The sequence below is a fragment of the Acinetobacter sp. CFCC 11171 genome (genome assembly GCF_003268405.1).
Taxonomy (GTDB): Bacteria; Pseudomonadota; Gammaproteobacteria; order Pseudomonadales; family Moraxellaceae; genus Acinetobacter; species Acinetobacter amyesii.
In genome coordinates this window covers 15,941-28,131 of sequence record NZ_LQXP01000044.1, presented here as the reverse complement: position 1 = coordinate 28,131, position 12,191 = coordinate 15,941, and the positions used below count along the sequence as shown (strand labels likewise).

11 protein-coding genes are annotated in these 12,191 nt (G+C 37.7%); 4 read left to right on the top strand and 7 right to left on the bottom strand.

Annotation, left to right across the window (positions count from 1 at the left end):
- Positions 1-298: 298 nt before the first annotated feature.
- The 3 genes from AVJ20_RS15985 to msrB form a co-directional block, all read right to left on the bottom strand.
- Positions 299-808: an energy transducer TonB gene (locus AVJ20_RS15985; RefSeq protein WP_111885908.1), complete on the bottom strand. Its 510-nt coding sequence runs from the start codon at positions 806-808 to the stop codon at positions 299-301.
- Between the two features lie 114 nt (positions 809-922).
- A complete protein-coding gene (locus AVJ20_RS15980) occupies positions 923-1,411 on the bottom strand; it encodes a glutathione peroxidase (protein ID WP_111885907.1) in 489 nt (162 codons plus the stop codon).
- Entirely contained in the window at positions 1,408-1,827 is a 420-nt protein-coding gene (gene msrB / locus AVJ20_RS15975; RefSeq protein ID WP_111885906.1) for a peptide-methionine (R)-S-oxide reductase MsrB, read from the bottom strand. The genes AVJ20_RS15980 and msrB overlap by 4 nt, the downstream gene beginning before the upstream one ends.
- A gap of 228 nt (positions 1,828-2,055) precedes the next feature.
- Between msrB and AVJ20_RS15970 the strand changes: the two genes are divergently transcribed.
- Positions 2,056-3,486 (top strand): pyridoxal phosphate-dependent aminotransferase, encoded by a 1,431-nt coding sequence (locus AVJ20_RS15970; protein WP_078189059.1) that lies wholly within the window; start codon positions 2,056-2,058, stop codon positions 3,484-3,486.
- Between the two features lie 231 nt (positions 3,487-3,717).
- On the top strand, positions 3,718-4,893 hold the full coding sequence (locus AVJ20_RS15965; protein ID WP_111885905.1) for a YbfB/YjiJ family MFS transporter: 1,176 nt from the start codon (positions 3,718-3,720) through the stop codon (positions 4,891-4,893).
- A 302-nt stretch (positions 4,894-5,195) separates the two neighbouring features.
- On the opposite strand, the gene AVJ20_RS18460 is transcribed toward AVJ20_RS15965, so the two are convergent.
- Complete coding sequence (locus AVJ20_RS18460; protein ID WP_171319314.1) at positions 5,196-5,345, bottom strand: hypothetical protein; 150 nt, start codon at positions 5,343-5,345, stop codon at positions 5,196-5,198.
- A 414-nt stretch (positions 5,346-5,759) separates the two neighbouring features.
- On the bottom strand, positions 5,760-7,013 hold the full coding sequence (gene icd / locus AVJ20_RS15955; RefSeq protein ID WP_111885903.1) for an NADP-dependent isocitrate dehydrogenase: 1,254 nt from the start codon (positions 7,011-7,013) through the stop codon (positions 5,760-5,762).
- A gap of 189 nt (positions 7,014-7,202) precedes the next feature.
- Here icd and AVJ20_RS15950 point away from each other — a divergent pair, with 189 nt between their 5' ends.
- Positions 7,203-7,991, top strand: a complete 789-nt coding sequence (locus AVJ20_RS15950) for an rRNA large subunit pseudouridine synthase E (protein WP_078194376.1) — start codon at positions 7,203-7,205, stop codon at positions 7,989-7,991.
- A gap of 141 nt (positions 7,992-8,132) precedes the next feature.
- Complete coding sequence (locus tag AVJ20_RS15945; protein WP_111885902.1) at positions 8,133-9,161, top strand: ELM1/GtrOC1 family putative glycosyltransferase; 1,029 nt, start codon at positions 8,133-8,135, stop codon at positions 9,159-9,161.
- 45 nt (positions 9,162-9,206) lie between these two features.
- Here the strand turns inward: AVJ20_RS15945 and AVJ20_RS15940 are convergent, their stop codons facing one another.
- Both AVJ20_RS15940 and codA read right to left on the bottom strand, forming a co-directional pair.
- Complete coding sequence (locus tag AVJ20_RS15940) at positions 9,207-10,847, bottom strand: LA2681 family HEPN domain-containing protein (protein ID WP_228157239.1); 1,641 nt, start codon at positions 10,845-10,847, stop codon at positions 9,207-9,209.
- Positions 10,848-10,911: 64 nt separating this feature from the next.
- The gene (gene codA, locus AVJ20_RS15935) at positions 10,912-12,186 is read right to left on the bottom strand and encodes a cytosine deaminase (RefSeq protein ID WP_111885900.1); all 1,275 of its coding nucleotides are present in this window, start codon (positions 12,184-12,186) and stop codon (positions 10,912-10,914) included.
- Positions 12,187-12,191: the final 5 nt, after the last annotated feature.

Sequence of the window (12,191 nt, the reverse complement as noted above, 5' to 3'; positions counted from 1 at the left end):
CTTAACACGTATTCAAAGCTAATCATCTAGCAATAATTACTTATAAACAATCATTGAGAAATCATTGAAAACCATTAGAAATCAAATGTAGCACTCAATTTAAATGTTCGAGGTTCTCTCACTGTTAAACGCTGTATAAAAAATAAGTATGGTCATAACAGATTGTTGTAAAGCGTATAGATAAGCAGACATCTGAAAGGTTTTAGTTAGTTTTAAAATAATATCTTTCATTATCAATTAGATGCACCAGTAATAACAGATCATTTATGGAACTTAAAATTTGCCTTCTGCTATAAGCTTATTGAGGTGGATGAAGAGTAAATTCATGTTCAACGGTATAACTGAGATTTTTATCAACCATCGGAATAGGTTCAAGTCGCGCAACCAATAAGGATTTTTGTACTTTTTGATCAAAGTTTTTAGAGCCTGAACTTGCAATGAGTTTTGAGCTACCAATATAGCCTGTTGCAGCAATCACAGTGAGCTGTAGTTTGACAGGTTGCTTATATGTTTTCATCTCAGACGCAGACAGCACATATTGCGGTGCATTTACCCAAGAGACTTCATACATTTTCGGTTTTACATGTGGATCAATTACATCTGCAACACGCGTAGGTTGGTATTCTTCTATAGGTGTTTTTAATATTTGCAATAATGCGTTGACCCGAGCATCTGTAGTACGGTCTAGATTGCTTGCAACAACAGATATTTTTGTAGGTTCAGATGTAATTGGACTGCTATCTGCCCAAGCTATCCCCACACATACGAGTAAAAAAAACGTTAAAACACAAATTCGACGTTTAACCATCTGCTTAAACAATGTTATGACCTTCAAATAAAGAGCCGTCAGTATAAAACATCCAAAAAAAATAAAGACGCTTCCGCGCCTTTATATCAACCTCAGTTCGGCCAATAATTCACTTCATTTTGACTGAGCTAAAGCTTTTTCAATATCTTCATTCAATGTTTCAGGCTTGGTCGTGGGTGCATAGCGGTTAATAACTTGCCCATTTTTGCCAATTAAAAACTTGGTGAAGTTCCATTTAATACCATTACCCAATACGCCTTTCGAGTTATTGGTTAAATAACGGAAAATCACATGCGCTTCAGGGCCTTTTACATTCACTTTGGCAAACATCGGAAAAGATACGCCATAGTTTTTTTGACAAAATGCGCCAATTTGATCATTTGAACCCGGATCTTGTCCGCCAAATTGGTTGCATGGAAAACCTAAAACCTCAAAACCTTGATCTTTATATTGTTCGTAAATTTTCTCCAAACCAGCAAATTGAGGAGTAAACCCACATTTACTAGCGGTATTTACAATTAATAAAACCTTGCCTTCATAATCTGCAAAGGATTTATTACTTCCGTCCAGTAATTCTGCTTCAAACTGATGAATGGTGGTCATGGATAAGTTTCCTCATCATTTTTTTGTTTTGTTTCTAATTCTAAGGATGCTGAATTAATACAATAACGCAATCCAGTCGGCTGTGGGCCATCAGTAAAAACATGCCCTAAATGTGCGTCACAATGATGACAAACAATTTCAGTTCTGACCATACCATGTGTCGTATCTACATTTTCTTCTACTGCAGCAGGTTCAATCGGCTTATAAAAGCTTGGCCAACCACAACCGCTATCATATTTTGTTTCAGAAGAAAAAAGCGGTTCCCCGCAACATCGACATACATACGTGCCAGCTTGTTTCGTATTCCAATATTTTCCAGTGAAAGCTTGCTCCGTGCCTTTCTGACGCGTTATGCGAAACTCTTCTGGCGACAATTCTCTTTGCCATTCTCTTTCTGTTTTATTGAGTTTTCCCATGATGACGTCCCTTTATATCGTGGTATTTAAAATAGGATAATCCTATATTTACGTCATTCAATCTTAAATTTCTAGTCTTTATTCAACAATTTACAAAATCCATATAATGACCCAAAAAGCAAAAAGTAAGCAAATATAAAATCATGGTGAGCAAAATACAAAATTAAATGCTTTTTTGTGAGCACTTTTAGTGATAATCTTAGCGCTACTCTTGCTCAGGATTAAAAAATGTCGCAGAAAAAGAGCGTAATTTTTAAAAATCTGCTGCCCGTGATCAAACAATATCAACAGGCAGGGTTTACGCATGAAAAAATAGTTGCTTTACTCAGAGACGAACATCATCTCGATTTAGTAACGACCGAGACATTTAAAAGCTATTTATACCGTTATGCAAAAGTGACCTCCACTCTTTCCGAGAATATAAAAATGCCGAATACGTTTAACACCCCACGCGAAATTAAGAAATCGTCTAAGCTCGAGCATGTTTGCTACGACATTCGCGGACCTGTGTTACGAGCGGCCAATGAGATGGAAGAGGCTGGCCATAAAATTATTAAATTAAATATTGGTAACCCTGCTCCTTTTGGTTTTGAAGCACCTCAAGAAATTATTAATGACGTGGCACTCAACCTGCCTAATGCAATTGGTTATACCGACTCAAAAGGCATCTTCCCTGCGCGTAAAGCAATTTGTCAGTATTATCAACAAAAAGGCATCTTAAACATGCACGTCAATGACGTGTATGTCGGAAATGGCGTATCTGAACTGATTGTGATGGCAATGCAAGGCTTGCTCGACGATGGCGATGAAATGCTAGTGCCTATGCCGGATTATCCGCTTTGGACAGCGGCAGTTAACCTTTCTGGCGGTACTGCTATTCACTATAAATGTGATGAAGAAAATTTCTGGTATCCAGATATTGCCGACATGGAAAGTAAAATCACCCCGAATACCCGCGGTATCGTGGTGATTAACCCGAACAACCCAACAGGTGCGGTTTACCCACGTCATGTGCTTGAGCAAATTGTAGCTCTTGCGAAGAAATACGACTTAATTTTATTTGCTGATGAAATTTACGACAAGATCGTTTATGACGGTATTGAGCACGTCTCTGTTGCTTCATTGGCGGGCGATCAGCTGTGTATTTCTTTCAATGGCTTATCTAAAGCGTATCGAATTGCCGGTTACCGTTCAGGCTGGATGGCAATTACAGGCGATAAATCACGTGCACTAGACTATATTGAAGGTTTAGACATGTTGGCGTCGATGCGTCTCTGTGCCAACCACCAAGCGCAATATGCGATTCAAACAGCTTTAGGCGGTTATCAATCAATTAATGATCTCATCCGTCCGGGCGGCCGTTTATATGAACAACGTAACATTGCTTGGGAAATGTTGAATGATATTCCAGGTGTGTCTTGTGTGAAACCAGAGGGTGCTATGTACTGCTTCCCTAAACTGGACCCTGAAATTTACCCAATTCAAGACGATGAGAAATTCATGCTAGATTTCCTCCGTGCTGAAAAAGTGCTTTTGGTTCAAGGTACGGGCTTTAACTGGCCGACACCTGATCATTTCCGTGTGGTGTTCTTGCCTGCTGAAAATGAACTACGCGAAGCACTCACTCGTTTAGGTCGTTTCTTGGCGAAAATGCGTTAATTCATAAGTGCTTTAAAAATAAAAAACCGTACGCCATGTACGGTTTTTTTATTACTGTATCTTTAAATTTGATTTCTTACTGTACGCACACCACAGCTATCTTTTTGAATAGTTAAATTTTTAAGAATTAATTTTTAGCTTAGACCTTAGTCAAAACTTTAAGATCTGTTGATTTTTCTACAGCATATTCATGTTATTTTTTAACCAATCATAAAAATACATGAGTACAGGATGTTCTCAAACAAAATTAAACTGAGCTTATTTCTCTGTCTAAGTATGTGCCTAGGCATCGGGATCTTACGTTTTTCCTATACCGCACTCCTCCCTTCAACCCGTGAAGCATTTGGTTGGAGCCCAAGTTTTGCCAGCATCTTAGGCAGTGCCAATTTGCTCGGCTACTTGATCGGTGCATTTTGGGCCATGAAAATACCCCAAAATAAAAGCATGGTGAATTATATCCAACTCGCAGCTATTGCAGGGACACTCAGTTTACTCAGTTGTGCATTTTCAGGTTTTTCAGAACTTTGGTATAGCACTTGGCGCGTTATTTCAGGGATCAGCGGCGGCTTACTAATGATCCTCTCCCCAAGTGTCGTGGCCCAATGTTCACAGCTTCAAGACCGCTTTAAAATCAACTTTATTGGTTTCAGTGGTATTGGCTTAGGGGTGTTAATGGCAACGCTATTTTTGCCTTACATCCAACAAATTTCGACAATGTGGGCTTGGTTGATTTTGTTTGCTTTTTCAAGCCTGATTTGTATGTTACTCAGCGTGCTTTTGAAGAGTTTTAAATTACAGCTCACAACACTCACCGCGGTTCCAGCAGTAGAACATAAAGTCGATGGAATTTTCTATTGTCTCTTAATTGTGTATAGCACCAGTGCTTTTGCTTACGTGCCCCATTCATTATTTTGGATTGACTATTTAACTCACACCCTACACCTAAGCCCGATCGGGATCAATTTCAATTGGATTTTATATGGTCTGGGGAGTGCTTTAGGGGCATTTGCTGCTTACTGCCTAGCACAAAAACTGGGAAATATCAGCGCTCTTAAAATTTTATATAGCTGCTATGTCTTCGCGATTTTTATAGCGATCATTAATATCCATCCACTTTTTACTTTTTTATCTTCTTTTGCTACAGGCTTGCTCAATCCGGCAGTGGTTTTTCTCACCTCTTATACCATTCTGCAAATCTATGGTAGCGCCTATAAAAAGCTCTGGAGTATTGCAACCCTGTGCTTTGCATCTATTCAATTGATTGGCGGTATAAGCTTTAGTTTTTTACAGCGAATTGGTATTGATTATTCACAGCAATTTATTTTGGCCGCATGCGTGCTCTGCATTGGAACACTACAACTCTTTTGGTTTACTCGCACTGCAAAATTAAGTAAGCATCTCGTCTAGGTAGATCACAAGACATTCAACTACATCACCAATCATGTATATAAAGAAAAGACCTATTTAAATAGGTCTTTTCTTTTTGATAAATCGTGAATGGACTAAGCTTTTTTCAGCTTTTTCTTTAACTTTTTCAAAGCAGAATTATGCTTTGAAATTTTGTTCAACCTCGCTTTAATTTCCTTTTTAAGTGATTTGGTTTTCTTAGACAAATTCATCTCCTTCTCGTCTACGTATAAAACTTTAATTTCGTTCAATGAGTAAATCGTTTGGCCAAATGAACTTTGACTCACAAAGTCTTTAGCCTATTAATGATGTTGTTGACGCTGATTTCGTTGATGTGGCTGTTGTTTCTGTTTCTTTTGGTCTTGTTGCTGTTGCTGTTGCTGTTGCTGTTGCTGATCATTTTGCTGCTGTTGATCAGTTTGTTGGTTTTGTTGATGCTGTTTACGAGACATTTCATTTCTCCTTATCATCATAAGTGTCACAATGTACTGTTACTAGATGTACATCTACTAAAGGACAACAACCAATGTACCGCTAATTTTCATGGAACCAACCCGATAAATGTTTCGAATTACGTCATTGTAAAATTTCTGGAGAATAATTAATTTGAAATCAATCCCCCTCTATTTTCTGCATTACTTAAGTTCACTCGAATAGTGCGGTTTTAAACTTTTAGTAACATGACAAGCATGCCAGACCATCTGATTGATTGCGTGAAGTCACCTTTTGAGTGCTGTTTTTTGAATGGTATTGAGAAGCTATGATTCTGTGTTTTTAATGTTTAGTCCTAAAAAAGAACTGAATCATTCAGTCCTTTTTACCTAGCCTTTTATGCATCTAGCTTACACCTAGATTAGCAAATAAAGTTAGTCCATATGCTCAATGATGGCTTGTCCAAACTCCGAACAACGCAAGAGTTTTGCACCTTGCATGAGTCGTTCAAAATCATAGGTCACTGTTTTGGCTTCAATCGCCCCCGCAATACCTTTAATAATTAGATCTGCCGCTTCAGTCCAGCCCATATTTCGCAGCATCATTTCTGCAGACAGAATAATAGACCCAGGGTTTACTTTGTCTTGACCCGCATATTTAGGTGCAGTGCCATGTGTCGCTTCATAAACTTGTACCGCGCCACCAATATTGGCACCCGGTGCAATACCAATGCCGCCAACTTCAGCCGCCAAAGCATCTGAAATATAATCACCGTTTAAATTTAGAGTAGCAATCACTGAATAATCGGTCGGACGCATCAGAATCTGCTGTAAAAAAGCGTCTGCGATCGCATCTTTAATCACGATCTCATTGCCAGTTTTCGGATTTTTTATTTTGACCCAAGGACCACCATCTAGCAATTCACCACCAAAGCGCTCAAGTGCGACTTCATAGCCCCACTCTTTAAACGCACCTTCGGTATATTTCATGATATTGCCTTTGTGCACCAATGTGACATTCGGCTTATCGTTATCAAGGGCGAATTGAATGGCCTTACGCACCAAACGCTGAGAACCTTCTTTAGATACAGGCTTAATCCCGATACCGCAATTTTCCTCAAAGCGAATCTTGGTAACACCCATTTCCTCTTTGAGAAATTTGATCATTTTCTTGGCTTCAGGCGAATCTGCTTTCCATTCGATCCCTGCGTAAATATCTTCTGAGTTCTCTCGGAAGATCACCATGTCTGTACGTTCAGGATGCTGAACAGGTGAAGGAACGCCCTTAAACCAACGTACTGGGCGCACACAGACGTAGAGATCTAATTCTTGACGTAGTGCAACATTTAGCGAACGAATGCCACCACCGACAGGCGTCGTTAACGGCCCTTTAATTGAAACCACAAATTCGCGTAAAGCCTCAAAGGTTTCTTCGGGCATATAGGTGCCATAAATTTTATTGGCTTTTTCACCACAATAAACTTCCATCCATTCTATGGCACGTTTTCCACCATAAGCTTTTTGTACTGCAGCATTCACTACGGTTTTCATCACTGGCGTGATATCAACACCAATACCATCGCCTTCAATAAATGGAATAATTGGATTATTGGGAACATTGAATGATAAGTCTGAATTTACTGTAATTTTTGTCCCATCCACTGGAACGACGATCTTCTGATAACCCATTTTTATGATCCTCCCTGAGAAGCGAGTGAAAAAATAATTGCTGTTTGATAAGACTTTTAATTGCGCTTCACGCATAATACTCTAAAGTAAATCTACCTTTTTTGAGATTTAGATGGGAAATAGCTGCATTTCCCTATTGAATAAATCTTAACCAATTTGAATTATTGTATTTAATAGAAGTTATTTCCTATGAAAATCGTCATCTTAAACAAGCCATATGACGTGCTCTCCCAATTCCGTAAAGACGAAGCGCATATGACCATATCTGACTTCGTGGACGATCCTAGTCTACGTATCGCAGGTCGTTTAGATATGGACTCTGAAGGTTTGGTATTTTTAACCGATCATGGTGGTTTAAATCAGTACATTACCAATCCTGAAAATAAAAAGTTCAAAACCTACTTAGTGCAAGTCGATGGCGACATCACAGAAGAAGCGCTTGAACAATTACGTAAAGGCGTTGAGCTAAAAGATGGTATGACTTTGCCAGCCAAAGCCATTAAAGTGCAACAGCCAGAATGGTTATGGGATCGTGATCCTCCTGTACGTTTCCGTGCAAACATTCCAACCTCTTGGGTTGAAATCCAAATTTGCGAAGGCCGTAACCGTCAAGTTCGTCGTATGACTTCAGCGGTGGGTTTCCCGACTTTACGTTTAATTCGTACACGTATTGGTGCAATCGATTTAGTTCAATTGGGTTTAGAACCAGGTGAAACCAAAGAAATTGAGCCTTTACTGTACCCTGACTTTCAAAATGTACCTGCAGAAGAACCTTACCGTTCGCGCTCTTATGTGAAAAAACCAGGCGGTACAGGTGGTAAGCCAATGGTTCGTAAGAATAAAGATGGCTCAGTGAAAAAGTCAGGTACAAAACGTATCTGGCAAATGGATGAGAGCGAAAAACCAAAACGCCGTACCAATGGCACAACTCGTCCGAATACTAAAGCCCCTCGTGGCCGCGGTCGTAACGGACGTTGATAAAAAGCTTCAAAAATGGCCTACAATCTACGTAGGCCTTTACATTTTTTTATAAACCTAACAATTATTTAAGATTATTTTCATATTTCGACACTATAATAAGTTATAACAATATAAACGTTGATTATTTGAACTTCAAAAATGAGCAGCACATCTACACACAATAGAAGCAAAGTATTAATTATTCATGACAACCGAATTGGACATTTAAATCCTGCTCTCGCTGTAAGTGAAATGATTGAGAAGCGCTTTTATCTACAATCTGAGCAGTTTGCAATTCCTACTTTACCTAAGCGTACAGTGAGCGTTTTTAAGAAACTGTCTAATTTCCCGAATTTGTTTCGCACGCTCGGGCGTTTATACTTTAAATTCTTACCAAGAAATTTAGAGCATACCGACGTTATCGTCTGTTCAGGTATGCCTAATTTAATTTATGCCGCTTATTTATCTCAACGTTTCAATATCCCACTTATTTATGCAGGCGGTACACGTAAATTTAATTGGCGACTTATTGATTGGACGATTACAACGATTCCAGAAGATCATTCAGGTCGACAAATCATTATTCCTACAGGTGCTGTACCTTCTAAAATTACTCGCTTAGCGCATATTCCGTCGAATCATGAAGCATGCCTGTTAATTGGCGGACCGACAAAAGAGTACCCTTTTACCCATCAAGACTTTGAAGAGATGATTCAGCAATTTGTTCAATTCGCAGATCACCATCAAATTCAGGCTTCGGTCGTATGTTCTCGTAGAACGCCTGAATTATCAGAACATGTGATTCAAATGTTAAAAGATAAAAATATTGAGCTTGTGAATACTTGTTCTAAAACTTCTATTTGCGATGTGTTAAAGCGAAGTGAATATATTTTTGTTACTGAAGATAGTGCAACGATGTTATCCGAATCAATCCAAACCGGTCGCATTGTTATTTCAGTTTGTCGTGAATATTCTGAAAAAGATGAAATTATTCAAAATTATTTAGATCTCGAATTAATACAACGTAAAACTATTGGGCAGATTACTGAAGCTGCATATATCAAGCCAAAATTAAATGCTCAACATATTGAACAAATCGTGACTCAACAACTTGCAGAAGATTTGAGGGCAAAATCTCAAGAACTAAGCTTTTATAAATGTCATGCAAAAAAAGCTGTTATCTATTAATTAAAGATTTTATTCGGTAGAAATTAAAGCTCACAGATGTGGGCTTTATTTTAATGGTATTTCTCTCTGTAAAATTAGCCCCTCAGGTTGAGGTTTCATCTTTTCCTCAAACTGCACTGCAAAAGATAAATACATCAAAGAATTTCTAACTAATCGAACAAGATCCATTAATGAGCTTTCAAATTCTGATAAAGGTATTTCTAAAATATAATTTGCTTTCATTTCTTTTTCTTTTATTTTTTCTAAGATTTCCAGATATTCAAAAGACTCTACTTCACCTTGTTCTATTAAAATATTCTGCTGATCTTTTAAGTTCTGATATGAAAATTCTGACGTCATATCAAATTTGGTATTTAATTCATATCCAAAATCATCAATAACTCTAAAAGACCTATGCTCTAGACAGTTACGAATTTTTGATAATCTAGGCTTTTCAATTTTTTCTCTAGAATTTAATTCGCTCACTTTATCATGACCATTCAGCTGATCAGATTCAATTTCTTTTAAAATATAAAACAAAGCATGTAAAAAGTAGTTCTTTGAATCCTTCAATTTATCACGTGGCTTAAATTTTCTATTTTCATTCCATCCAAAAACTTTTGAAAAAGTAATTTGACGATCATTCATTTCTAAATCTAAATACTTAGCTAAAAAGTATGAAATTTTGTCAAAAATTGAATATAAAATTCTAAAAGCCGATTTCATTTGTGATGTTTTTAAATTATCAATTGCATGTAAAGTATCATACACATGTGGATAGGTTTTATTATAAAAATGTTGAGTATCCGTTTTTATTTCAGAAGCTTGAAAAATTAAAAATCTAGCATAAGTATATTCATTTCTAAGCTCATCAAAATTTGAATGATATACGAGACTTTCTTTAAGGCTCAAAGACGAATTAATTTTATAGGTCATATCAGGAAGCCCCAAAATGTCCTGAAGTACAATTTCATCCTCAAATAAATCGTTTAAGTCATTTAAAAATAATTTGTTTTCTGCACTCCAAACTAGATACCTAAGCTCAGCCTTAGTTTTTGTCTTTTGTTTATATTCTTTTACATAATCAAAATCAGTATCTTGGAAGTGCTCTTGATACCAACAAGTAAAATGATATAAATCACCTGTCTTCTTTAACGGAATTTTCTGTTCCTCTTCTAAAGCATCAAAACTCATGTATGCCTGCTTTATCAACTGATTTGCAAAATAGTAATGAATATTTACATGTGATTGGTCATACAGTTGACTTGACCTAAAAATTACACCTTGAGCTTTAGCAACTAACGCTACAGGGTTATTATCCATTTTTATTGCTTGATCCCAATAATATTGAGCACAAAAACTGCGCCCTATTGAAGATAAAAAATTCCCAAAATTTGTTAAAACAAATGATAATAATCCATGATTTTCATTTGTTTTTTTAAGTATATATAATGACTTCTCATACAAATTAACCGTAGTTATTAAGTTTGTCGAAAACCAATGTTCATCCTGATATTTATAAATTCCCGAACTACAATTCGCTAAAATATAGTAAAAATAGCCTTTACAGCCATCATCAGTAAAAGTGAACTCGTTATCAAAATGAAAATTAAAGCACTTTATTAATTCAGCTTTTCGACTTGTATCCAATAATAAATCATCTACCAACCCTGCTAATGAATTTAATTGTTGAAGCCCCAATTCCATAATTTTCTAATAAAAAAACCCATACTAAGTATGGGTTTTACCTGAAAATTAAATGTTTTTCAAATTAAGCGAACAACTCTACTTGCTCTTCCTGACGGCGCATAATCACTTCACCATTACGCACACTTAACACCGCTTTGGCTTGATTCGCAATAACATCATAATCATTCTGCCCCGGCAAAATAATAAAACTTGCAGGGCGGCCAACTTTTATCCCGTATTGTTCACCCAAGCAAAGTGTTTTCGCAGAATTGTCTGATACAAAGTCTAAGCAGCGCTGTAAATCTTCATAACCCAGCATATGGCAAATGTGCAGACCCGCATCCAAAATGCGCAGAATATTGCCATTGCCTACTGGATACCACGGATCACGGATTGAATCCTGAGCAAAACTGATATTCATACCCGCACGGTCAATTTCTGCAACGCGAGTTAATCCACGACGTTTAGGATAAGTATCAAAACGGCCCTGCAAATGAATACTTTCGGTTGGGCAGGAAATAAAATTAATCTTCGAGCGTTTTAACAAGCGGAATAACTTATAGCAATACGCATTGTCATAAGAACCCATAGCCGTAGTGTGGCTGGCTGTGACACGCTCCCCCATGCCGCGTACACGCGCTTCATCAGCAAGTACTTCTAAAAAACGCGATGCAGGATCATCAATTTCATCACAATGTACATCGACTAAACGATCATATTTTTTAGCTAAATCCATCAGAAAATGTACTGAGCTCACCCCTTTTTCACGGGTATATTCAAAGTGCGGAATACCGCCAACCACATCTGCACCCAGCTTGATTGCTTCTTCCATCAAGCCGCGGCCATTTTTATAAGATTCAATTCCTTCTTGCGGAAAAGCCACAATCTGCAGATTTACTTTAGATTTAATTTCGTCTTTCACTTCTAGCATCGCGTGCAGTGCAGTAAGCGCAGGATCTGTAACATCCACATGAGTCCGCACATGCTGTATACCGTGCGCCACCAGCATATCCACGGTTTTTTTCGCACGAAGTTTAGTATCTTCAAAAGTAATAGTTTCTTTACGTTGCCCCCAGCGCTCAATGCCTTCAAACAGCGTACCCGACATATTCCATTCAGGCTCACCCGCTGTCAGTACGGCATCAAGATGAATATGCGGATCAATCATTGGCGCCATAAGCAGCTGCTGTTTGGCATCAATAATTTGTGAAAATTCTCCGTTTGGATTGTCATTGCTTTGAAGCACACCATCTTGCAATTCAATACGGTCAAATTTTCCATTGCTATAGGCAACTGTATACAATCCCTCTTTATGGCGTAATTTTGCATTAATCACTTTCGCGCTTGCTGTATTCATCTCTG

Bases quoted from the DNA above. Each gene is read 5' to 3' on its own strand.
- icd (WP_111885903.1), bottom strand. From the start codon at position 7,013: ATGGGTTATCAGAAGATCGTCGTTCCAGTGGATGGGACAAAAATTACA.
- msrB (WP_111885906.1), bottom strand. From the start codon at position 1,827: ATGGGAAAACTCAATAAAACAGAAAGAGAATGGCAAAGAGAATTGTCG.
- AVJ20_RS15965 (WP_111885905.1), top strand. From the start codon at position 3,718: ATGTTCTCAAACAAAATTAAACTGAGCTTATTTCTCTGTCTAAGTATG.
- AVJ20_RS18460 (WP_171319314.1), bottom strand. From the start codon at position 5,345: ATGTCTCGTAAACAGCATCAACAAAACCAACAAACTGATCAACAGCAG.
- codA (WP_111885900.1), bottom strand. From the start codon at position 12,186: ATGAATACAGCAAGCGCGAAAGTGATTAATGCAAAATTACGCCATAAA.
- AVJ20_RS15985 (WP_111885908.1), bottom strand. From the start codon at position 808: ATGGTTAAACGTCGAATTTGTGTTTTAACGTTTTTTTTACTCGTATGT.
- AVJ20_RS15940 (WP_228157239.1), bottom strand. From the start codon at position 10,847: ATGGAATTGGGGCTTCAACAATTAAATTCATTAGCAGGGTTGGTAGAT.
- AVJ20_RS15945 (WP_111885902.1), top strand. From the start codon at position 8,133: ATGAGCAGCACATCTACACACAATAGAAGCAAAGTATTAATTATTCAT.
- AVJ20_RS15980 (WP_111885907.1), bottom strand. From the start codon at position 1,411: ATGACCACCATTCATCAGTTTGAAGCAGAATTACTGGACGGAAGTAAT.
- AVJ20_RS15950 (WP_078194376.1), top strand. From the start codon at position 7,203: ATGAAAATCGTCATCTTAAACAAGCCATATGACGTGCTCTCCCAATTC.
- AVJ20_RS15970 (WP_078189059.1), top strand. From the start codon at position 2,056: ATGTCGCAGAAAAAGAGCGTAATTTTTAAAAATCTGCTGCCCGTGATC.